The sequence below is a fragment of the Chitinophaga barathri genome (assembly GCF_003807585.1).
GTDB lineage: Bacteria > Bacteroidota > Bacteroidia > Chitinophagales > Chitinophagaceae > Chitinophaga > Chitinophaga barathri.
Map to the genome: position 1 here is coordinate 274,625 of NZ_RMBX01000004.1, position 24,049 is coordinate 298,673.

16 protein-coding genes are annotated in these 24,049 nt (G+C 52.3%); 8 read left to right on the forward strand and 8 right to left on the reverse strand.

The genetic code is table 11. The features are described from left to right. The first annotated feature begins 7 nt into the window (after positions 1–7). A complete protein-coding gene (locus EG028_RS09410; RefSeq protein WP_120516157.1) occupies positions 8–652 on the forward strand; it encodes a carbonic anhydrase in 645 nt (214 codons plus the stop codon). Next, positions 649–1,158: a hypothetical protein gene (locus tag EG028_RS09415; protein ID WP_120516156.1), complete on the forward strand. Its 510-nt coding sequence runs from the start codon at positions 649–651 to the stop codon at positions 1,156–1,158. The genes EG028_RS09410 and EG028_RS09415 overlap by 4 nt, the downstream gene beginning before the upstream one ends. 12 nt (positions 1,159–1,170) lie before the next feature. Here EG028_RS09415 and EG028_RS09420 read toward each other — a convergent pair whose 3' ends face one another. Beyond that, complete coding sequence (locus EG028_RS09420; protein ID WP_120516155.1) at positions 1,171–4,062, reverse strand: triple tyrosine motif-containing protein; 2,892 nt, start codon at positions 4,060–4,062, stop codon at positions 1,171–1,173. A gap of 182 nt (positions 4,063–4,244) precedes the next feature. Between EG028_RS09420 and EG028_RS09425 the strand changes: the two genes are divergently transcribed. Further along, positions 4,245–7,298, forward strand: a complete 3,054-nt coding sequence (locus EG028_RS09425) for a SusC/RagA family TonB-linked outer membrane protein (protein WP_120516154.1) — start codon at positions 4,245–4,247, stop codon at positions 7,296–7,298. A gap of 33 nt (positions 7,299–7,331) precedes the next feature. Further along, positions 7,332–8,876, forward strand: a complete 1,545-nt coding sequence (locus EG028_RS09430) for a RagB/SusD family nutrient uptake outer membrane protein (RefSeq protein ID WP_120516153.1) — start codon at positions 7,332–7,334, stop codon at positions 8,874–8,876. 98 nt (positions 8,877–8,974) lie between these two features. Here the strand turns inward: EG028_RS09430 and EG028_RS09435 are convergent, their stop codons facing one another. Beyond that, complete coding sequence (locus tag EG028_RS09435; protein ID WP_120516152.1) at positions 8,975–11,224, reverse strand: Tex family protein; 2,250 nt, start codon at positions 11,222–11,224, stop codon at positions 8,975–8,977. A 167-nt stretch (positions 11,225–11,391) separates the two neighbouring features. Between EG028_RS09435 and mazG the strand changes: the two genes are divergently transcribed. Together mazG and EG028_RS09445 are read left to right on the forward strand one after the other, a co-directional pair. After that, on the forward strand, positions 11,392–12,156 hold the full coding sequence (gene mazG / locus EG028_RS09440) for a nucleoside triphosphate pyrophosphohydrolase (RefSeq protein ID WP_120516151.1): 765 nt from the start codon (positions 11,392–11,394) through the stop codon (positions 12,154–12,156). A 3-nt stretch (positions 12,157–12,159) separates the two neighbouring features. Continuing rightward, positions 12,160–15,912 (forward strand): sensor histidine kinase, encoded by a 3,753-nt coding sequence (locus tag EG028_RS09445; protein ID WP_120516150.1) that lies wholly within the window; start codon positions 12,160–12,162, stop codon positions 15,910–15,912. A gap of 9 nt (positions 15,913–15,921) precedes the next feature. Here the strand turns inward: EG028_RS09445 and EG028_RS09450 are convergent, their stop codons facing one another. The 4 genes from EG028_RS09450 to EG028_RS09465 form a co-directional block, all read right to left on the reverse strand. Beyond that, positions 15,922–16,296 (reverse strand): hypothetical protein, encoded by a 375-nt coding sequence (locus EG028_RS09450; protein ID WP_120516149.1) that lies wholly within the window; start codon positions 16,294–16,296, stop codon positions 15,922–15,924. A 210-nt stretch (positions 16,297–16,506) separates the two neighbouring features. Next, a complete protein-coding gene (plsX, locus tag EG028_RS09455) occupies positions 16,507–17,460 on the reverse strand; it encodes a phosphate acyltransferase PlsX (protein ID WP_120516148.1) in 954 nt (317 codons plus the stop codon). A 47-nt stretch (positions 17,461–17,507) separates the two neighbouring features. Then, positions 17,508–17,702 (reverse strand): 50S ribosomal protein L32, encoded by a 195-nt coding sequence (gene rpmF / locus EG028_RS09460; protein ID WP_120516147.1) that lies wholly within the window; start codon positions 17,700–17,702, stop codon positions 17,508–17,510. 34 nt (positions 17,703–17,736) lie between these two features. Continuing rightward, positions 17,737–18,273 (reverse strand): YceD family protein, encoded by a 537-nt coding sequence (locus EG028_RS09465; protein WP_120516146.1) that lies wholly within the window; start codon positions 18,271–18,273, stop codon positions 17,737–17,739. Between the two features lie 229 nt (positions 18,274–18,502). On the opposite strand from EG028_RS09465, the gene EG028_RS09470 reads away from it, so the two are divergent. Further along, positions 18,503–20,932: a PAS domain-containing hybrid sensor histidine kinase/response regulator gene (locus EG028_RS09470; RefSeq protein ID WP_162946402.1), complete on the forward strand. Its 2,430-nt coding sequence runs from the start codon at positions 18,503–18,505 to the stop codon at positions 20,930–20,932. On the opposite strand, the gene EG028_RS09475 is transcribed toward EG028_RS09470, so the two are convergent. Further along, the gene (locus EG028_RS09475) at positions 20,929–21,810 is read right to left on the reverse strand and encodes a fructosamine kinase family protein (protein ID WP_120516144.1); all 882 of its coding nucleotides are present in this window, start codon (positions 21,808–21,810) and stop codon (positions 20,929–20,931) included. The two genes, EG028_RS09470 and EG028_RS09475, sit on opposite strands and share 4 nt — an antisense overlap. A gap of 16 nt (positions 21,811–21,826) precedes the next feature. On the opposite strand from EG028_RS09475, the gene EG028_RS09480 reads away from it, so the two are divergent. Further along, positions 21,827–22,891, forward strand: coding sequence for a DUF3810 domain-containing protein (locus EG028_RS09480; protein ID WP_120516143.1), 1,065 nt, complete (start codon positions 21,827–21,829; stop codon positions 22,889–22,891). A gap of 160 nt (positions 22,892–23,051) precedes the next feature. On the opposite strand, the gene EG028_RS09485 is transcribed toward EG028_RS09480, so the two are convergent. Then, the gene (locus tag EG028_RS09485; RefSeq protein ID WP_120516142.1) at positions 23,052–23,999 is read right to left on the reverse strand and encodes an arginase; all 948 of its coding nucleotides are present in this window, start codon (positions 23,997–23,999) and stop codon (positions 23,052–23,054) included. Between the last annotated feature and the right edge of the window lie 50 nt (positions 24,000–24,049).

Sequence of the window (24,049 nt, forward strand, 5' to 3'; positions counted from 1 at the left end):
TGAGTCAATGAATAATCTATTCGAACAACTGCTGGCGAACAACAAAGAATGGGCCGCCGAACAGGTAGCGCGCGACAAGGACTTTTTTAAACGCCTGCAGGACCAGCAGGCCCCCAAGTTCCTCTGGATCGGCTGTTCGGACAGCCGGGTGCCCGCCAATGAGATCACCAATACCCAGCCGGGAGAGATCTTTGTACATCGCAATGTGGCGAATATGGTGATCCATACGGATATGAACCTGCTCACCGTGCTGGAATACGCCGTGAAAGTGCTCGGCGTGGAGCACATCCTGGTAGTGGGCCACTACGGCTGCGGCGGCGTAAGGGCTTCCATGACGCAGACGAACTATGGCATCATCAATCCCTGGCTCAAACATATCAAAGACGTATACCGCCTGCATAAGGACGAGATAGACGCGCTGGGCAGCCACGATGCCCAGGTGGACCGCCTCACCGAGCTGAACGTGATAGAACAGGTGAACAACCTTGCCAAAACCATCACCGTACAGCAGGCCTGGGCCGATGAAAAACGCCCGCACCTGCACGGCTGGGTATACGGCCTGAAAGACGGGCTCATCAACCCCGTGTATCATGTACCGCCCTGCACCCCGCAGGATCCCGTGTATGAGTTTAACCTTAAGTCCTCCTTATGATCAGGCTCGCCGCCGTATGCTGCCTGCTGGCGCTGGCCTGCCAGCGCCCCACCGGCTCCGCGAAGAAACATCACCGGCCCGATTCCGTGTCCATGATCCCGACGGACACCATGATCCATATCACGGACACGACGGTGATGCCTTCGCTCATCGAATCCTGGAAGGCTTTTGAAAAATACAACGGCAAATACGCCGCGGATATCAAACTGCTGGAGCAGAAGCCTCTCCGCGCACGCCTGAAGGAAATGCTCGGCGCGGAAGAAGCGGATTTTATCGCGCGGTATAAAGTGACGCCGCCGGTAGAGGTGGAGTCCGGCGTGTTGTTCAACGAAGGCTGCAAACCGCACAACTGTTCGGTGGAAGAAGCGGCCATCGCCATCGACATGAAAAAGGATGTGATCTATATCGGCATCGCGCGGAACAAAGCGGTGAAGCTCTACGGCGAAAAAGGAGACGCGGCTTATCCCGAAAAGCTGCTCACCTGGATGATGAAGTTCGAAGAGTAAGCCGCCGGCAAGTCAAAGGTTCCCCAGGAAAGTACTGAGGGACTGCCCCGTTTTTAAGCCCAGTTTTTTACGGATCCGGTAACGGTGTATTTCCACGCCCCTCACGGAAATATTATGCAGTTGGGATATTTGTTTGGACGAGAAGTTCAGCCGCAGGTACGCGCACATTTTCAGATCGCTCCGGGACAGGTCCGGGAATTCTTTTTTCAGTTTGCCCAGCAGGTCGTTGTTCACTTCATCAAAGTGCTCGGCGAACTTATCCCAGTTGGCATTGCTTTCTTCCGCGCCTTTCACCAGGGAGATGAGTTTTTTCATTTCGGTTTCCCCGCCGGCGGAATGATTCAGTTTAAATACCTGGTCTTTCAGTTTGCTTAAAGTATCCGTATTGCCCGCCAGCTGCATGGTCGCGCTGGCCAGTTCCTTGTTTTTAAGGGCTACTTCACCCGCCAGTTTTTCATTCTGCAGCTGGATGATCTCCTTTTCATTTTTCTCCCGCTCCAGCTGGTGAATGTATTCCAGCTGTTTTTTCTTTTCATCGAATTTTTTCTGCTGCCGCTGCAGGATCTGTTTGTGCCAGGCACCCAGCAGGTATACGGCCAGGATGGTAAGGGCAAGATAAGCCAGCATGGCCCAGGTGGTTTTGTACCAGGGAGGGTGAATGGTAAAGGCATAAGCCAGCTCTTCGGAGGCATTGTGCAGGTTGTCCCGCGCCTTCACCCTGAAGGTGTACCGGCCGTCCGGCAGGTTGGTATAGTCCTTGGCCGTTTTGCTGCTCCAGGAAGACCATTCTTTTTCATATCCTTCCAGCCGGTAGCTGTATTCAATGTCGTTGGTAAATCCATAGGCGGGCACGCTGTATTCAAAATGAAAAGCGTTGAAGCCGGGGGGCAGCGAATGGATCTCATCCTGCTGTTGGGAATAACCGCCCTGTGCGTTCCGGTAAAAGAAACCGCCGGACAGCAGGCTGTCTTTTTTCCCGATGGCTTTGGCTTCATTCAGGAAAATGGTCAGCGCCCGTTCCTGCGACACGTATTTTTTATAATTGATGTGGATGGCCCCTTTTTCCGAGCCGATAAAGATGTTCTCCGGGTTATAAGGGTAGATGTTGTCGAACTTCGAGAGCATATGCGCTTCCAGCTCCGGGAAAAACGTGAGGGAGTAGGGGCTCTTTGAAGTATCCATAGCGGAAAAACGCGCGAGGCCCACCTTCCTGCCGCTGCAAAACCATATGTTGCCTTCCGGGTCTTCTTTCATATACCGCAATGCCATGCCCGCAAAGACGGATAAAAAATCCGAAGGGATAAACCTTCCTGCCGCCGCGTCAAACTCATACACGCCGGATTCCGTGGGGAACACCACGCGGTTTTTTATTTTGAATACATAATTGTTGAACGCGGAGGGCAGGCCGCTGGCCGCGGAAAAAAAACGGGCGGTATACCGCAGGCTGTCCGGTGATACCTGCAGCCGGTATATGCCCCGGTACGGGTGTGAGGACCATATATCCCCGTTTTCGTCGATGGTCAGGAAGCGGTAAGAGTCCGAAGTGCCTTTCAGCCGGCCCGCGTTTTCGAACCGGCCTTCCCTGAAATGCAACAGGTCTATGCCCCAGTAACCGCCCACAAGAATATTTTGTATGGGATATACGGATGTGAGTGGCAGGAATTTCCAGGAGCCCATGCCCTGCGAGATGGGGAACGCTTCCCGGCCCCGGATCACAAACGTGCCGGTGTTGTGGGTGGACAATAATTGCCCGTTGATCTCTTCCAGCTGCCAGGCTTCGCCGCGGTCGCTGCCTTTTATGAGGGAGAACAGGCTTTTCTGGCTGCTCAGGTCGCCCCCGCTGCCGGCCAGTGGTGCGGCATATACGCCGTTGGAGGTGGAGAGGTACAGGTGATCGTTGTAAATGAGGGTGGAGTAACCGATCACGTCGTTCACCCTGTCCGGCCGGAGGAACCGGATCGGCGAGCTGTAATTGATAAAGGCGATGGCATTGTCCACGCCGGCCCAGATATTTTGGTCCCTGTCAACAAAGACGGCTGTAGCATTGTTATTTTGTAGGCCCTCCGCGACAGATATCCGCTGGATCAGGCGGTGGCAGGCATCGCGCACGAGGCAGCCTTCCAGGGCGGTAGCGGTTACAAAGGCGCTGTCGCTCAGCCTGGCAAACGATGGGGTGTATATATATTCCTGCGGGATACCCTGGATACTGACAACGGAATCCTGGTGCAACCAAAATGAAACATTATTAAGCGTCTCAATGCGATAGTTTTCCTTCCCTGATGGAAACACAGCAGTTACGGTCAGGTCCTGCAGCAAACTGCCATTTACCAGCGGCATCCAGCGGTCGTTTTTATACTCCAGCAGGCCGCTGCCGGCGTCCTGCGCAAAGAGGCGGTTCCCGGCCTTCCCGAGAAAGGACCATTCCCTGGCGGGCTTAAATACCGCGATGCGGTTGTTGTCCAGCTTAAAGATCCGGTCGGACACCCGGAAAAAGACAGATTTTTCATGAACAATGGTATTCCACACGTCTGCAAAATCCTGGTACTGCCTGGGAATGAGTTTTTTGAGAGAGGTATAATGTAGCGTGTTATGACCGCCCGCTTCAAAATACCCGATCTCATCCTGTCCGCCAGCGTAGATCCGGTCGTTTGGGCCGATATAGACAGACCGCAGCACCGTTTTATTGGGCAGCGGGAACAGTTTCCAGAAACTGCCGTTGAAAGTCACCAGTCCCTCATCGTTTGCGAAATACATGATCCCTTTGTTATCCTGTTTGATATCCCAGGTACGGCTGCCGCCATTAAATAAGGCCTTGTGGTAATTCACGACAAAAGGCGTCCCCAAAGTATTCTGTGACCGGGCGGGGAGACTGAAGAGTGTCAGCAGGAGGACTAAAGTTCTCATATACAGGAATTTCCTACTTAGATGAGGTGATGAAGTAATTTGAATTTACTGAAAAATAGGCACTTAGAAATTTTTGATGTGGAAATGATGTAGTGAAATTAAGCGCTCCGGGTAAGAAGGTCGTTAATTTTGAACTACAGTTTGACTAACCGCTACTATAACCTGAATTTAAATTGCCACGTATGAAGTATTATTTATCATTCTGCTTTATTATCGCTATTCTCTTAACAGGGACTTTTGCATCCGCCCAGGCCCAAAGGTCTGTGAAAGGCAAGGTGCAGGACGCCCAGGGCCTCCCGGTCCCCGGCGCCACCATCACTGTAAAAAACACGCCCGGCATCGGCGCCATCTCTTCCGAAGCGGGCACATTTACCATTTCAGTGCCCGCCTCCGCGGATTCGTTGGTGATATCAGTGATCGGGTACAACCGGCAGGCCGTTGCCGTGTCGGACAATGTGGAGATTACGCTGGATATAGCTGACGGGGCTACCCTGGAACAGGTGGTGGTGATCGGGTACGGTACCCAGCGAAAGGGAGACCTCACGGCGCCCATTACCACCGTGAACACGGAAAACATGATGAAACGCACCACGTCCACCCCCATGGACGCCCTCCAGGGCAGCGTGCCCGGGGTGCAGATCATCGGGAACGGTGCGCCCGGCAGTCCGCCGAGCGTGCGCGTAAGGGGCGTAGGCTCGTTTAACAACGAATCTCCCCTGTATGTAGTGGACGGGATGTTCGTCAACGATATCAGTTTCCTGAACGCCGCCGATATTGCGGACATGTCCATCCTGAAAGATGCTTCCGGCGCCGCCATCTATGGTGTGCGTGCGGCAAACGGCGTGGTGCTCATCACCACCAAAAAAGGGAAGCTGAACATGAAGACCCGCGTGACCTACAACGGGTATGTGGGCATACAGGTGCCCGTGAACGTGCTGAAAATGGCCGACGGGAAACAATACACTAATTTTTCGCTGCAGCGGGGCACCACGCAGGACAGCACGACGGTAAGGCTCTCCTCCGAAAGATTCGGCGGCAGCGGTCTGAACCCCACCACCAGCACGGACTGGTACGACGAGCTGCTGCGAAAGCAGGCCCTGATCACCAATCACGGTATAGACCTCCAGGGCGGCAGCGAGCGGGTTACTTATTCGGTAGGGCTCAATTACACCTACCAGAACGGTATCCAGGATGCCAAGAACAGTTTTGAAAGATATAACGCCAGGTTCCAGCTGGAAGCGAAAGCATTCCCCTGGCTGAAAGTGGGCTTTACCACCTATATCACCAACTCTACGACATTTGTACCGAACGCCGAGGCGTTCTCGGATGCGTTTTCCGCCACGCCGTTATTCCCGGTGTATGACGAGCAGAACGTGAACGCATTCCCGGTAAAATTCGCCTCTGCCGCCACCATTGGCCGCGAAGATGCAAACCCGGTGGCTTCCGCCTATTACAATTACAACAAACTGAAACAATTCCAGGTACTGCCTACGCTATATGCGGAAGCCAGTTTCTGGAAAGACAAACTCACCTTCCGTTCCCAGATCAGCCAGCTGTATTCCTCCAGCCTGCGCACCCAATACAGCCCCGAGCGCAACCTGGGCCCGGGCACCAGCGTTACTGTTTCCAATTTAAGGTCCACACAGGAACGTAATACCAATTACATCCTGGATAACCTGCTCACCTACCGCGACGGAGCGGGGAAACACCACTGGTCCCTGCTGCTGGGCCAGTCCACACGTGAGGAACGCTGGAGGCAGACCTGGGTGTCTGCGAACAATGTACCGCTGGTGGAAGAATCCTGGTACGTTGGCCAGGGAACGAGGGATCAGAACGGGTACAATGAAGACGGATTTCGTAATGCGGGCATGTCCTACTTTACACGCGGCACTTACGACTATGACAACAAATACCTGCTCACCGCCACTTTCCGCGCGGACGGCAGCTCCAAATACCAGACCAAATGGGGTTATTTCCCCTCCGTGGGCCTGGGCTGGGTAGTCACCGGTGAGAATTTTATGAAAGGCCAGCGGGTGTTCGACTTCCTGAAGCTGCGCGGCAGCTGGGGCAAACTGGGTAACGACGGCGTGAACGCCAATGCCGGGTATGCCATCGTGAACACAGGAAGTGCGAACTCGGCCATTTTCGGCAGCGGCGCCATTGCAAACGGTGAATATATACCCGGCTATACGGTGAACAGGTTCTTTACGGATGTTACCTGGGAAGTAGTGACGGAATGGGACGCCGGTGTGGACTTTGAAATGATCGGCAGAAGACTGAAAGGTTCCGTGGACTATTACACCCGTAAAACAACGGATGCTGCATTTGACAGGCCCTTCGGGTTTACCTACGTCAGCATTTACGGCAACTGGGCCGAGATGGTGAATAGCGGTTTTGACGTGGCACTGAGCTGGGACGATAAAATAGGGGACCTGCATTACCAGATCGGCGGCAACTTTTCCACCCTGAAAAACGAAGTGACGGACCTGGGCTCGCTGCCCAGCCTGATGAGCGGGGTGTTCCCCTTTGTGGCCGAGTTCCCGAACAAGATAGAAGTAGGGCAGTCGCTCCGGTATTTCTACGGCTATGAAATGGAAGGCGTGTACCAGTCGGCGGACGAGATCGCCAAAGACCCCGTGGCCTCCAATTACAATGCAACGGCACTGTCCAAGATACAACCGGGCTGGCTGAAGTATAAAGACCAGGACGGCAACGGCATCCTGGACAATGCCGACCGTGTGAACATAGGTAGTTACCTGCCGAAGGTCACCTACGGGTTCAACCTGGGCCTGGATTATAAAAACTTCGATTTCAGCATCGCTTTCCAGGGATCGGCGGGCAACAAAATACTGAACCTGAACCGGGGTAAATTATACAAAGCATCCAACTCGCTGAACATAGATGAAGAGTTTGCCAGCAATATGTGGAACGGGGCGGGCTCTACCAATTCTTATCCGTCGGCCCGCGCCATTGCGGACGGTTGGTTTAAGGTGGGCAGTTCCTTCTTTGTGGAAAACGGTTCTTACCTGCGCGTACAGAACATACAACTGGGATATACTTTCAACGTGGGCAGATCCAGCGCGCCATCGAACATACGTTTATATCTCACAGCGGACCGGCCTTTTATTTTCACCAAATACAACGGTTTTACGCCTGAGATCACAGGCCCGGGTTACGACATGAACGTATATCCCGTATCGGCCACGTACAGCTTTGGCGTAAGAGCCAGTTTTTAATGAAAGGGTTATCACTAACACAAAAAATTCGTTATGAAAATAAATAAGCAAATAGCGGCATTGGTAATGGTGATTGCCATGCTGACCGGTTGCTCCAAATTCCTGGACCGCCCCTTGGAAAACAGGGCGCAGGCAACCGAAATTGATTACGCAAACACCTCCCTGATGTACCAGCCTGTATCGGGCGTGTACAGGACTGCCGCCAGCGGCACGTTTGCAAAATGGATCAGCGTTACCATCCGCAGCGTGCGCGGCGATGAAATAGAAACGGGGAATGATGACGCGGGGCAGATCGCCATCCACAATTACCAGAATAACGTGACCGTAAAAAGTTACTGGGGGATCAATGATATGTGGATCAGCATTTACGGCGTAGTGCTGGCGGCAAACAGCGCGCTCGAAGAGCTGGACCAGTTTGGCCAGCGTATCGGTTCCGGCGATGCAGCCAACCAGAAGCTGCACGCGCAATACGAGGCGGAAGTGCGGTTTTTCAGGGCGCTCGGGCATTACTGGGCCAGCAGGTACTGGGGCGATGTGCCGGTGCTCGGTATAGAAAGCAATGACCCGAACGCATTGAGCAACGCCACCAAGACGTCCCGCGCGGATGTATTGGCGCATGTGATGGAAGAAATGGATTATTGCATCGCAAACCTCGAAGACGCCCGCCCGAACCAGGCGGCTCATGTGGGCGGCGTAACCAAATACACCGCGCTGATGCTGAAAGCAAAAGCCGCGATGGACCTGGCCGGCAACAACAACGGAAGCCCGATGTGGGACGTGGTGCTGGATTGCACGAACCAGATCACCACCAGCGGCAAGTTCAACCTGTTCCCCGATTATTACCAGCTCTGGAAAAAACCGGGAAAACTCTCCAATGAAGCGATCCTGGAGTTTCAATATTCAGACTTCGGCAATGCCACCGGCGATATCGTTACCTCCGGCGGTGCAAACGAACTGTGGGGTAATTTCTTCCTTTTCCAGGGACCTGAAAATACCTACGGTATGCCCATATCCGGCGCCGGCTGGATGGTGCCCTCCCAAAAAGCGGTGGACTTCCTGACTGCACGCCAGGATACATTGAGGATGAGAACGACCATCCTCCGTTGCGGGGTGAACGGTGTACCCGGCACTACCGCCGTTACGCCGGATGGTGACCAGGTGTCAGGGAACGCGGGGCTGAAAAAATATTTTAACGGCAAGTCGTATTATCCAAAAAACCAGATGACTGTGGACCGTGTGGATTATTACGGCGCCAATAATAACATCCGTGTATTCCGTTATGCGGAAGCGCTGCTGATGAACGCGGAAGCCAAAGTCCGCAAAGGGCAGAGCGGCGATATTCCTTTTAACGAAGTGCGCGTCCGCGCGAAACTGTTACCGATCAATGGCGTCACCATACAGCAGGTGCTGGACGAACGCCGCGCGGAACTGATATGCGAGTGGTGGGGCGAAAGGTTTAATGACCTGCTGCGCACCGGCCAGGCGGCCACTGTATTACCGGGCTTTATCACCGGGCAAAGCGAATTCCTGCCCATACCGCAGGAGCAGGAAGACAGGAACAGCAATCTTAAGAATTAGTCATATACTGTGGGAGCATTGTAACAACAGCCTTACGGGCTGTTAAAAAAAAGGCCCCGGTGATATACCGGGGCCTTTTTATGTTGTATTGGTAGTGTCTACTTGAATTTCGATTTCAACGCCAGCAGTTTTGCCTGGAAGTCATTCAGCGGCGCTTCTTTGGCGGGTTTGTTCTCCTTGCGTTCTTTACGCTGTCCGCCGCCACCGCCGCCGGTAACGGGTTCATTATCTTTCATGGACAATGAAATACGTTTGCGCTCGATGTCCACTTCCAATACGGTCACCGTTACTTTCTGGTTCAGTTTCACGGCTTCGTTCGGGTTGCTGATGAACTTGTTCGAGAGGTGTGAGATATGCACCAGGCCGTCCTGTTTCACGCCGATGTCCACGAAGGCGCCGAATGCGGTGATGTTTGTTACCACGCCGGGCAGCGTCATGCCGGGGTGTACGTCTTCCATGGATTTGATGCCTTCGGCGTATTCAAAGATGGCGATCTCGTCGCGGGGGTCGCGGCTGGGTTTGGAAAGTTCCTTGAGGATGTCTTCCAGTGTGAGCTGGCCCACTTCTTCGCTGATGTATTCTTTTACGTTCACCTGTTTGCGCAGTTCGTTGCGGCCGATCAGTTCTGATACGGTGCATTTCTGCCCCGCCGCAATGGCTTCTACCACGGGGTAACGTTCGGGGTGCACCGCTGAGTTGTCCAGCGGGTTGTCGCCGTTCTCGATGCGGAGGAAGCCCGCGCACTGTTCAAATGCTTTATCGCCCAGGCGGCTTACTTTTTTCAGTTCCTGGCGGTTTTTGAACGCGCCGTTTTCCTTGCGGTACTTCACGATGTTGTCCGCGAGGGAAGGGCCGAGGCCGGAAACGTACGCCAGCAGGTGTTTGGAAGCGGTGTTGAGGTTCACGCCCACATTGTTCACGCAGCTTACCACTACGCGGTCCAGGCTTTGTTTCAGGTGGCTCTGGTTCACGTCGTGCTGGTACTGTCCCACGCCGATGGCTTTGGGGTCGATCTTCACGAGCTCTGCCAGCGGGTCTATCAGTCGGCGGCCGATGGATACGGAACCGCGTACGGTCACGTCTTCGTTCGGGAATTCTTCGCGCGCCACTTCGGAAGCGGAGTACACGGAGGCGCCGCTTTCGTTCACCATGAACACGTTCACTTTTTTACCGAAGTCGATCTTTTTGATGAAGTCTTCCGTCTCGCGGCCCGCGGTGCCATTACCCACGGCGATGGCCTGGATCTCGTATTTATTCACCCAGTTGCGGAGCAGGTGCTCGGCGTCCTGTGCTTTGTAGTTTTTTTCGAGGGGGAACATCACGTCGTGCGCGAGCATATTACCCTGGTTGTCCAGCGCAACGGTTTTGCAGCCGGTACGGTACCCCGGGTCCACCGCGATCACGGCTTTGGGGCCGAGCGGGGCCGCAAGCAGCAGCTGGCGGAGGTTTTCAGCAAATACGTCGATGGCTTCGGTATCTGCTTTTTCTTTGGCGGCGGCGCGGCTTTCGTTTTCTAGTGAAGGGCGCAGCAGGCGTTTGTACGCATCCGCGGACGCTTTTTCAACCTGCTGGCTGGCGGGGCCGCTGCCGGTTACAAACTGTTTGGTGATGATACCCTGCGCTTCTTCTTCATCGGGAGAAATATTTCCGAAGAGGATGCCTTCCGCCTCGGCGCGGAGGATGGCCAGCACGCGGTGGGAGGGGATGGTATGCAGTTCTTCCTTAAAATCGAAGTAGTCTTTGTATTTCACGCCTTCGGTTTCTTTTCCTTCTATCACTTTGGAACTGAACTGTGCGGTATGAATGAAGAGTTTGCGGAGTTTATCGCGCAGCTCGGCGTTTTCGTTGATCCTTTCGGCGATGATGTCCCGCGCGCCTTTCAGGGCTTCGTCCGAAGAGGCTACCTGTTCATTGATAAAGGTTTTGGCGGCTTCGTCTATTTCACCGGATGCCTGTGCCATGAGGAGGTCCGCCAATGGCTCAAGGCCTTTTTCGATGGCGGCCATGGCGCGGGTCTTGCGTTTCGGCTTATAGGGAAGGTACATATCCTCCAGTTCGGTGAGCACCCAGCTGGTTTCCAGCTTGCCGAGCAGCTCATCGGTCATTTTGCCCTGTTCCGTAATGGTCTTGATGATGAATGCCCGGCGGTCGTCCACTTCCTGGTAGCGTTTGCCCAGGTCTTCCACTTTGCCTATCTGCACCTCGTCCAGGCTGCCGGTATGCTCCTTCCGGTAACGGCTGATAAAGGGTACGGTGGAGCCTTCTGCCAGTAAGCTCATGGTATTCTCAGCCTGCTTCATCGAGATGTTCAGCTCAGCAGAAATGAGGGCCACGTGTTTCGGATTCATATTCGTTTCTTTTGTGATTTTGCTAAGGCCGCAAAGCTAATTAAATTGGCTATTCCGCCAAGAAAAAGAAATTAACAATAAACCGGCCAGCTTTTCCACCCGCGCGGATATCCTGAAATTGCATTATTTTACCGCTTCTTAGCGCCAGATCATTAATATTAAATGTTATGCAGCCGGAACAAGCCTTTAGCCGATTATTACAGATTATGGACGACCTGCGGGAGAAATGCCCCTGGGACAGGAAACAAACCATCCAGTCCCTCCGGCAGCTCACCATCGAAGAATTGTACGAACTGGCCGATGCCATTACGGACGAGGATTTTAAAGGCATAAAGGAAGAACTGGGCGACCTGATGCTGCATATCGTGTTCTACGCGAAGATCGGCGCGGAACAACAGCAGTTCACCATCACGGACGTGATCAACGGCGTGTGCGACAAACTCGTGGCCCGTCACCCGCATATCTACGGGGACGTGCAGGTGGCCGACGCGGAGGAAGTGAAGCAGAACTGGGAAAAGCTGAAACTCAAAGAAGGGAAAAAATCCGTGCTCAGCGGGGTGCCCGTGGCGCTGCCCGCCCTGGTGAAGGCCATGCGGCTCCAGGAAAAGGCCAAACAGGTGGGTTTTGAGTGGGATAACCGGGAGCAGGTATGGGATAAAGTGGAAGAAGAAATGGGCGAGCTCCGGGAAGCCGTCGAAAAAGGCGATCAGGACGAAATAGAGGCCGAATTCGGCGATCTGATGTTCTCCCTGGTGAACTACAGCCGGTTTTTGAAAACAGACGCTGAAAACGCCCTGGAACGTACCAATAAAAAATTCCTCCGCCGGTTTATGCTCATGGAAGAAATGGCCGCCCAAAACGGCAAAAGGTTGGACGAAATGAGCCTGACGGAAATGGATGGCCTCTGGAACAAAGTAAAGGAAGGCGAATAACATATGCTCGATATCAAGGAAATAAGGTTCTTTATCCTCCGGAACGGTTATCTGCTCATCATTGCGGCATGGCTGTTCACCTTCGCGTTCCTGTTCAACAACTACTGGAGTTATTATTCTTCCCCCCATGGTGTGCAGCGCAGCCTGGAAAGCGACATCAGCAGCCGGCAGCAGGCATTTGCCGAACTGGCTGCGGATACGGCGGTGGTGAATAGTTTTTTCAAAGGGAATTATAACGAACGCACGGTAAAAGAAATCTACGGAGAGAACTTCTTCGTGTTCGCGTACGATTCTCTGGAATACGGCCCCCGCCTGAAATTCTGGAGTACAAACACCGTACAGCCGCCGGTGAGCGAAGGTTTTTTTCCCGGCGTTACGTTCAGGAGACTGGCAAACGGGCATTATGTGATCATGTGCCACCGCGCCGGCCCCCGGAAATACCTGGTAGGGCTTATCCCGGTAAAAGAAGAGTTCGCCATCAGCAACGATTACCTGGGCAGCTCGTTCTACGGCCGCCCCGCCATAGGGCATGAATATACCATTCAGAACCGCCCGCCCGGCCTGCCCGTGCTGGATGCGAACCAGACCATCCTGTTTTACCTCCACTACGATCCTTCCAAATCAGAAGCCTCCCCCAGTCTCACCAGCGTATTGCTGCTCACGCTGGGCTGCATCTGCGTGTTTATATTCATCAATCTTTTTGCCACGCTGATGGCCAAAAAGCTCACGCCGGGCTGGGGGTTCCTCTTCCTGCTGGTAGTGGTGGCGGGCTTTCGGCTGCTCACGTACCTGTATCCTTTCCCGATAGACCTGGGTAGCCTGAACCTCTTCAAACCCACGATCTACGCGAAGGATGATGTATTCCGCAGCCTGGGCGACCTCTCGCTGAACGTGCTGCTCACGTTCTGGCTGATCCTCTTTTTCCGGCAGCATGTGCGCACTATCCACCCGCCAGTGCTCCGCAAAAAGTGGCAGGGCTGGCTCATCATCGGCACCGCGGGGCTCGTGATGTTCATCGCCGGGCAGTTCCTGCTGGACCTGATACGCAGTCTTGTAATAGATTCCAAGATATCCTACGACGTCACTAACTTTTTCAGCCTGAACGAATACAGCGTGATCGGCAGCATGAGCCTGGGTTTCATCGCCATCAGCTTTCTGTTCTTTTCGCAGATCGTCAATTACCTGCTGAACCAACTGACGGATTTCCAGTACCGCACGAAATACATCTCCCTGGCGGTGGTGGGCCTCATATGGCTGGCCTTCAGGTTTAACCTGCCGGATTTCAGCGCGTCGGTGGTGCTGATGTTTTGGCTGCTGGGCTATGTGGGGATACTGGATCTGCTGGAGCTGCGTTTTTCCAATAGCTCCGCCACGCTGCCCTTTATCATGTGGATGCTGATGATGACCGTCACCACCTCCGCGGTACTCATTTATTACAACAACCAGAAAGAGCTGACCACCCGCCTCCGCGTGGCGCAGAACCTTTCCAAGCAGCGCGATCCCTACACAGAGACCCTGCTGAACGACGTAGGGGAGCGGCTGACCAAAGACGCATTCGTACGCCAGTATTTCCAAAGTCCTACAAGAGATTACAAACAGAAGCTGGAAGCCATGCTGCGCGAAAAATATTTCCCGCGTTACCTCAGCCGGTTCCTTTTATCCTTCTACACCTACGATGCGGAAGGCCAACCGTTGTACAACAGCGATCCCGTGCCCTTCATCGCTTTGCAGGGCCGCATCATGGGCAATACCCTGGCGCATGTGCTGGGCAACGACCTGTATTACGACGAGCGCAGTTTCCGCGATTACAGTTATATCGGCAAAAAAGAATTCACGGGGTACGACGGCCTGCCCGTGGGATATTTGTTTTACGAAGTACGCTCCGAAGCGGAGATCGCGCAGCCGGACAGGCTGTACCCGGAGCTGCTCATAGAAGCGGGCGCGGACGATCTCGGGCAGGAGATCACGGACCAGTATTCGTACGCCGTGTACGACAAAGGCGTGCTGGTGAACAATCACGGCAATTATCCCTTTAGGACGCGCCTCAGCCCCGGGGAGATCCCTGGCGCCGATGCGGTGTTTGAAGAAGAAGGGAAAAACTCGCTGCTGTATTACAAAGCGTCCAAAGACAAGCTGGTGGTGATGGTGCGGAAGACGGCGAATTTCCTGGAGTTCATCACCCTGTTCGCCTACATGTTCTGCCTGTTCCTGCTCATTATCGGTATTTACAGCCTGCTGGACCTGCTGATCAAAGCAAGGCTCCGCATGTCCAACCTGCGTACGCTGGTGAAGCTGAGCATCCGCACCAAAGTGCAGACCACCATCATCGGCGCTGTGGTGTTCGCTTTCCTGGCGCTGGGCCTGGCCACGATATTGTTCTTCTATGGCCGCTACCGCGCGGAGAATGCGGAAAAACTCAGCAAGACCGTGCACAGCATCGGGCAGGATATCGAAGAAGAATTTTACACGCTCCGCCAGTTCGATGAAATGGATATGATCTATGATTCCATTTTTGCTTCGCGGCTTTCCATTGCTATTGGAGACATTGCCACGGAGCACAACGTGGACATCAATATTTACGATACAGACGGCCAGTTGCAGCTTTCCGCGCAGCCGCTCATGATAGAAAAGGGCCTGCTTTCGGAGGCGATGAACCCCGTGGCGTATTTCCAGCTGAGCAGGCTCAGCAAGATCCAGTACATACAGGAAGAGCGGATCGGCGATATGAAATACATCAGCAGTTATGTGCCGCTACGCAGCCAGGGGCGGGTATTTGCGTATCTCAATGTGCCTTACTTCGCCACGCAGACGGAGCTGAACCAACAGATATCCACCTTCCTGGTGGCGCTGATCAATATCAATGCGTTTATCTTCCTGATCGCGGGCCTGCTGGTGCTGCTGATCTCCAATACCATCACCAAATCCTTCTCCCTGATCACGAATAAACTGCGCAGCGTAAACCTCGGGCAGCACAACGAACAGATACAGTGGGACAACGACGATGAGATCGGCCTGCTGGTGGCGGAGTACAACAAGATGGTGCAGAAGCTGGAAGTGAGCGCCGAAATGCTGGCCAAAAGCGAAAGGGAAGGGGCCTGGCGTGAAATGGCGCGGCAGGTGGCGCACGAGATCAAAAACCCGCTCACGCCCATGAAGCTGAGCATTCAATACCTGCAACGCGCGATCGCCAACGATTCACCGGATGTAAAAGCGCTCTCGCGCAGCGTGGCGAACACGCTGGTGGAGCAGATAGAGCACCTGTCCAATATCGCGTCGGACTTTGCGGCCTTTGCGCATATCACGAAAGTAAATAACGAGGTGTTTTCACTGGGCGAAGTACTGCAATCCGTTACAGCGCTGTATATGAGCAGCCCCGAATGTCATATTTATTATGAGCGGCAGGAAAAACCTTACCGGGTGGATGCGGATAAAACGCAGATCAACCGCGTGTTCACCAACCTGCTGCAAAACGCGATACAGGCCATTCCGGAAGGGCAGGAGGGGCATGTGACCCTCAGTGTACAGGAAGAAGGCGGCGACCATGTGATCGTGGAAGTGATAGACAACGGTACCGGCATTCCGCCGGAAGTACAGCCGAAAATATTCGTGCCGAACTTCACGACGAAATCCTCCGGTACCGGCCTGGGCCTTGCGATGTGTAAGAACATTGTAGAGCAGGCGGGCGGTGAGATCTGGTTCAAAACCACGCCGGGCATGGGTACTACGTTTTTTGTCAGGCTGCCGCTGGTGGCATAGGGTATGAATTTACTTCGCGTCGGCTTTTGCGGTACCTTCCGTAAGCTCTGATTTCAGGAATTCTTTTTTGAAGAAAAAGTGCAGGACTTTTGATCCGCCACCTTCTGTTAACGGATATGCATCCACGAATTTCCAACCCAGCGAACCCATGTAGTTCAACGCGTCTACCACGGAGTTGAAATTTTTCGCTTTGCCCAGGTCGTCTTTGATCCGCGCGTCTTTAAATTCAAAGAACTTTTTTTCCTGCCCGAAGTCGATCTCGATCGTCACTTTCGTGCTGAACATTTTGGCAGTAGCGATCAGCTCGCAGTACTTTTCTACTTTTTCCTGGGCGTAGGTGCTGGCGGATAACAGGAGCAGGGAGAAGAAGATGATTTTTTTCATTTCGGTTAAATGTGGGTTGATGTTTATAATCTGGTTTCCGGGGCTAAGGTAGTGTTATTGCTGAATGCCCCCAAACCCTTTGCCAGAGCGGGTTTAATTTCATGGTTTTCTGTTTTTATGGCTACTGGTTTCCCGGTATTCCGGGCATAAAAAAAAACCGTCCCGGTGATATACCGGGACGGTCTTTACTATTTTTAATGCTGTAAGACTTTAGCTTTCGTTGGTAACAACAAAACTTTCCTTGATCTTATCCAGCAGCTTACTTTCGATCATTTGTTTGGCGAGGTTGATCATGTTGGAGAAAGCCCTGGCGCCGGAAATACCGTGCCCGATGATCACCGGTTCCGCCACGCCCAGAACGGGTGTGCCGCCGTATTGTTCAAAATCGAACCGGTTGAAGTATTCATCCTTGATGTTGCGGCGTACGGCCACGTCATGGAAGGACTCGGCCATTTTCAGTACCACGTTGCCCGTAAAACCTTCGCAGACGATCACGTCCACGGTGTCTTTGAAGATGTCGCGGCCTTCCACATTACCGATGAAGTTGAGGAGGGGGTTCTCTTTCAGCAGGGGATAGGTGGCCTGAGCGAGCAGGTTGCCCTTGCCTTCTTCTTCCCCGATATTCAGGAGGCCTACTTTCGGAGCAGAGGTGCCCATGATGTATTGGGAGTAGAGGGAACCAAGAATGGCGAACTGAACCAGGTTTTCCGGCTTGCAGTCCGCATTGATGCCCACATCCAGCAACAGCCCCAAAGTACCGTTCTCGCGGGGGAGGATGGTCGAAATGGTGGGGCGCTGAACGCCTTCGATAAGTTTGATGGAATAGATCGCGCCTACCATCATTGCCCCGGTGTTGCCGGCGCTGATGAACGCGTCAATCTTTTTGTTCTGTAGAAGATAAAAGCCGATGGAGATGGAAGACTGCGGCTTTTCCTTAAGTGCTTTGGTAGGGTGTTCATTCATCCCGATAACCTGGGATGAATGAACAACTGTATATCTTGATTGGTCCAACTTTGCGCCCGAGAGCAGCGGTGTTAAGGCCTGCTCATCACCAATCAGCACAAGGTGCGCATCTGTTGCAACACTGTCTAAAAATAACTGTACTCCTTTTACTGCTTCTGCGGGGGCATAGTCGCCACCCATCATATCAAGCCCGATTCTCATGAACTGTAATTTGTCTGTTAGCTCGGGTGTAAAATTAGTAAAAATTATTATTTAGCGGCAGCTTGTTTTTCCAAAACAACTTTTCCTTTGTAGAACAGTTTGTTCTCTACCCAATGAGCACGGTGTCTCAGGTGCACTTCGCCGGTAGCGCTGTCTGTGCTTAAAGTGTCAGCAACTGCCTTGTAATGCGTTCTTCTCTTAGCTGATCTTTGTTGCGAGTGTCTGCGTTTAGGATTCGGCATCTTATTTAATTTTTAATTGTCTACGTATTTGTTTTTAATTGTCACGAAACTTTTCCAATCCTTTCCAGATCGGGTTCGTATCGTCGTCGCCCGGTTTGTTCATTTTTGCCAGCATCTCCAGCACTTTCGGATCGCAGCCGCTGGTTCCGTCCGGATTGTCCGGGTGGATGCGCTGCATCGGGATGCTGAGATTGATGAATTCGTACACGAAGTCCGCCACGTTCAGGTGGCTTTCCGTCCGGTTGATATATGTAACATCCGGATCTTCATCAGCATTCATCTCCTCGGGATTCTCCACCAGCTTTACCACCTGGTTAAAATCATCCCATAACTGCATCTCGAAAGGCTGGCCGCAGCGGTCGCAGGTAACTGTCACAGTACCCCCAACCTCGAATTTCAACAGGAAAAACCCCGTTTTCTTGTCAAACTGCAACTTTACAGTGGCGTTACAGTTCGAGAAATCCTGCTGACCGTAGTTCTCAAAGAAACTGTCAGTGATCTGGTATTGGAATGTATGCACCCCGGGCGTCAGACCTACAAAAGCTATGTCGAATTCGCGGAGTTGCTTCATATCTAAAACCTCACTTTTAGAGGGATGCAAAGGTAAACAAATATTCGCAAAAGCAAAAATTTCCTACTTTTGTTGATTGTCAACCAGATATTATATATGAAAATATATAAAAATGTCAGATATTTAGGAATAGATACTTTCGTCAAAATTAATAACTTCATACCGTACTCGGACAATTTCTTGTGTATGCCTTATGAAATCCTATAAAGCCCCCTATTCCCCAGACGATATGGCACCTAAAGGTAGAATAGGCCGGACAAAAAAACGCTCTCTGAAGACCACTCCCTCCCCAACAGAAGGGTTACCGGATATTTTTGCCCTCCCCATTTCAGTTTACCTCCAGAATACCAATGCAGGCGTACTTGTTTCCGATGAAAAACACCGTTTCATCTGGGGCAACGACGTGTTCATGGGTTACAACACCTTCCCGTACTCCGGCAATGTCATCAACCTGGCCTTTCAGCCGTTTATTGACCATATTGCCCCCCTTTTAGCGGAATCAGCCGGATTTGAGCTGAAAATGAAAGAGTTACGGAAAAAGAAAAAACCATTCTTCGGCTGGGAACTGACCTTCAAAACAGGTCATATCCGCGAAATAAGTTATATCCCCGTGTTCGACGGCCGCCGTTTTGCCGGCAGCATCTGGCAGATCGTGGACGTTACCCGTCACCGCCAGTGGCAGGAAGAATTGAAACGTACGGACGAAAAATACCGGGTGATCCTCGATAATCTCAACGCCGCCCTTTGCGAAACGGACCTGGAAGGCATTATCCTCAAAGTATATGAGAGTTTCTGCCGCATGTCCGGCTACACCGAGGAGGAGCTGATCGGCCGCAACATTACGGACGTATTTGTGCCCGAAGAGAACCGGGAATATGCCCGCAACCTCCGCCGTTACCGCGTGGAAAAGAAACTCGCCCTGCTGTACGATATGGAGATCGTGCTGAAAGACGGCACCCGCAAATGGGTGCTGGCCAGCTCCGGCAATATCTACGACCGGGAAGGCAACCCCATCGGCGGCGTGGGCATCCATATGGACATTACCCCCCAGAAAATACTGCAAAAGGAGCTGGAAGTGGCTAAACAGGCCGCCGAGGAAGCCCAGCGCGCTCAAAAGGAGTTCCTGGCCAATATGAGCCACGAAATACGTACACCCCTCAATGCCATCATCGGTATGGCCCACCTGCTGGACGAAACCACCCTCAACGAGGAGCAAAAGGAATACATCAAGATCCTTAAACACTCCTCCGGCATCCTCCACGGCCTGATCACGGACATCCTGGATATTTCCAAGATCGAAGCCGGCAAACAGGAAGTGCATCCCCGGGAATTTGACCTGCGGGACCTCATCCAGAGCATGAAACACACCTTCCAGCTGAAACTGGCCCAAAGGCCGGTGCAGGTGACGGTGGAACTGGACAAACGCATCGATTCCCTGCTCATCGGGGACGATATGATTTTGAACCAGATACTGATGAATTTGTTAGGTAATGCGGAGAAATTCACCAAAGAAGGTGAAATTGCAATAAAGGTTTATCTTGAAAACATACAGGGCAATGCGCTCTGGATCAGGTTTAAGGTATGCGATACCGGCATCGGTATCCAGAAAGACAAGCTGGAACTGATCTTCCAGAACTACAAACAGGCGGAAAAAGACATCCGCGAGCGGTATGGCGGCACAGGCCTGGGACTGGCCATCGCCAAACAGCTGGTGGAACTGCAGGGCGGGAAAATATCCGTGGAAGAAGGGCCGGAATTCAGCACCTGTTTCAGTTTTACGCTGCCTTTCATAGACACCCGGAAGTCCGTGAACCCGGCCGCCGGGGAGGAACTGGAAAACAAATATTCAAGGATCGATTTCGGGCAGGCGAAAGTGCTGGTGGTGGAGGATAACCCGATGAACCTGAAATACATCATCAGCCTGCTGGAAAAATATAAGATACATTACCAGCTGGCCACAAACGGCCCCGATGCGCTGTATTTCCTCGAATCCAGGCAGTATGACCTGGTGCTGATGGACATCCGCATTCCCGGCATGGACGGTTTTGAGCTGGCAAGGAAGATCAGGGAAGATGAAAGCCGGCCGAATGTGGCCACGCCCGTCATCGCCACTACCGCGGCGGCCGTGCCCAGCACGATATCAATGGCGCGCAGCATCGGTATTACGGACATACTGACCAAACCCTATACGCCAGATCAATTGTTGCAGGTGCTGAACAAGTATCTCAACGAAGACGAAACAGAAATCATTATGGAAGTGCAAAATATAAGTGGTTACGAATTCCATCCGGCGCTCGACGTCAGATACCTGAACACCCTCTATGAAAGCAATATCGGTTACGCCATCGATCTCTTCGAGATATTTGTAATGACCATCAAAGAGGAAATGGGGAAACTGGAGAAAGTGGCGCAGGAGAGGGACTGGGAAAAACTTAAATTCCAGGTCCACAAGATCAAGCCTAACTTTTCAATGGTGGGGCTTACCTGGGTGACAGGTAAAATGGAAGCCCTTGAAGGGATACTGCGCAAAGCGGAAGACCTGGACGTGATCCCTGGCATGCTGGAAGAGATCACCACGGAAGTGAACAATCTTTATCCCACTATCGAATCCGAATTACAAAAGATGTATGCGTTCGTGAAGAATCATGAAAATTCCTAATTGTATTGTTGTAACACATCCTTCACATCATTGAAGTAATTCCCGCCGAAAAGATTGAGGTGTACCAGTAAAGGGTACAGCTGGCACAGGCCCAGCCGCTGCTGCCATCCTGATTCCAGGGGGCGGATGGCCTGGTATGTGTAATAGAACCTTGTGTCGAACCCGCCGAACAGGCGCGTCATAGCCAGGTCCATTTCACGGTGACCGTAATATACCGCGGGGTCGAAGATCACCGCTTTGCCATTGCTGCCAACGAGGAAATTACCGCTCCACAGGTCACCGTGCAGGAGGGAGGGCGGCTCGTCCGGGAACAGCTGGGGCAGGCGCCTGCAGAGATTCTCCAGCTGCTGCAACACGGGTTTGTCTATCCTGTAATTGTCAAAAGCCATTTTAGCCAGCGGCATCAGGCGGTTAAACGCATAAAAAACCGCCCAGCTGGAATAAGGTGTATTGTATTGTTTGAGTGATCCGATATAATTGGCGGCATTCAGCCCGAAATAAGGCCTCGTCTGGTCGTGCAGGCGTGCAACGGAGGCCGCGAAGTTCTCCCAGAAATCGGGCGCCGCATTGCCTTTATCCAGGTATTCCAGCAGCAGGAACGCACGGTTGCCCGCGGTACCGAAACAAAGCGGCCTGGGCACGGTGATGACGTTGGCCGCCCCCAGCTCTTCCAGCCCGCTCAGTTCCTTTTCGAACATATCGGGATATTTGCGCGCATCGTTCATCTTGAGGAAATACCGGCCCTCGGAAGTATCCAGCAGGAAAGTTTCATTGATATCACCGCCGTGTATCCGCTCTGCGTGATTTATCTGTATTTTCACCGATAATTGGCGGGACAGGGTTGTGTTCAGCTCCCGTTTGATCATTTCATCAATCATAGTCCTTCAACTTAAAATGGAAACAAGGGTTCAGCTCAGAAAACATGTCATTTCAATTGCGATCAGTATAACGGGTATACTTTTGCTGACCTGGATCATTGCCGCTGATGGGTGGCTGGCAGAGCTCTACTTTCATAGGTGGTACGAGTTTATCAGTACTTTATTAAGAAATATTTTTGGAAGGGTGCCTTTCAGTATTGGCGATGTAATATACAGCGTCTGGGTCGTAATTGGTATAATTTTTTTGTTAAGAACCTTATGGGTGCTCATTCGTGGCCGATGGAAGGAATTGCTGGCGATGGCATTAAAAGGCGTTTCTTCCCTGCTCTGGCTGTATTTTATTTTCCTGCTGTTCTGGGGCGGGCATTACCACCGCACTACCATGGTGGCGCACCTGGGTTTTAAAACGAAGGACTATACCACCGCGGACCTTTACCTGCTCACGGATACGCTGGTAAAACTCGTGAATCGCGACAGGGCTGTGATGGATACAAAGCCGCTCGGCAAAGAAGAAATGTTTAAAATGGCCGCCAAAGGATATAATAATCTCGCGAAATCTGCTCCCACACTGGTTTATCGGCATACTTCCGTAAAATCCTCTATGTTCAACAAATACCTCAATTACCTGGGTGTAACCGGTTACCTCAATCCTTTTACAAATGAAGCGCAGGTGAACACCACGGTGCCCGCTTTCCAGCAGCCTTTTGTGACCTGTCATGAAATAGCTCATCAGCTAGGTTTTGCACCGGAAGAAGATGCGAATTTTGTGGGATACCTGGCTGCCAGCAGGATGGAAGACGGCCGTTTCCGTTATGCCGCCAATTTTGATATGCTGCTCTACAGCATCCGAAGGCTGGGGCGCCGGAATAGTTATCTGGCAAGGGTTTTGTGGGATAAAACGGCGCCGGGCGTGCGGGAAGATGTACGGAAACTGATAAAGTTTTATGAACAATATGAAGGACCGGTAGATGATTATTCGGCGGTCCTGTATGATCAGTACCTCAAAGCGAACCGCCAGAAACATGGTATCCGCAGCTACAGCGAAGTAATAGGATGGCTGATGGCATATTACAGGATATAAATAACCCAAAACGCCCTTCTAAGTCCGGGTAAAGTCCGGGTAAAGTCCAGGTAAAGTCCAGGTAAAGTCCAGGTATGCTACTATGATGCTGGCACTGTATCGGTACAATACCGTTATAATACCGCTCCCTAACCTTCCTCTAACCACCCCCTGATATATATTAGTTCATCATCAGCACATTCACGCTCCGCTGAAGGATGTTAAACGCGATCTCCGCCATCAGGTTTTCCCTGTCCAGCGTGGGGTTCACTTCCGTGATCTCAAAACAGCAGATCTTACGGTGCTGCATAAATTTCGAGATAAGGTCTTCCGCTTCCCTTTCCCTCAGGCCGTTGCTCACAGGCGTGCCCGTGCCGCGGGAGATAGACGCGTCCAGGCTGTCCACGTCAAAGGAAACATAGATATACTCGCAGTCGCTGAGATAACGGAATACGGAACGGGCAATGGCTTCAGGGCCTTTACGGCGCACCTCGTTAGTGGTGAACACCTTCATGCCGTACTTTTTGATCAGGTGCTCTTCTTCTTTTTCATAATCCCGGAGGGAGATGAATACAATGTCTTCCGGCAGTACCTTGGGTGATATTTTCCCGAGGTTTTTCAGGTTGTTCCACATCCGCAGGGTATTATCGTCCAGCTCATGCACCTTGTGGTCTTCATTGTCTTCCGCGATGGAAATGGCCAGCGGCATACCGTGCATATTACCGGAAGGCGTGGTGAAAGGCGTGTGAAGGTCCGCGTGCGCGTCTATCCATATCACGCCCAGCTTGGCTTTGGGCCTTGCTATCTTGAGCCCCGCAATGGTGGCCCCGGCCGTGCTGTGATCGCCGGACAGCACCACGGGAAACCAGTTTTGTTTGATAGTATCGCAAACGCTTTTGCTGATGCGCTCATATAAGGCATGTGTGCCTTTGATACGTTTGGCGTAGGGGGATTCTATCGGTTCAAAAAGAAGTTTGTTCTCTGTTTCGATCTCTTCTGTGGGGAAGTGTACAAAGAAATTGCTCATAAAATCGAGCGCGGCAATCCTGATGGCATCCACTCCCAGGCTGGCGCCGCGTGTGCCCGCGCCAATCTCGGATTTAACCTCAATGATCTTGATGTTTTTCATACAATGTTTTGGTGTGTAACCGCTTATGCTGGAACAAAGGTAATCGTATT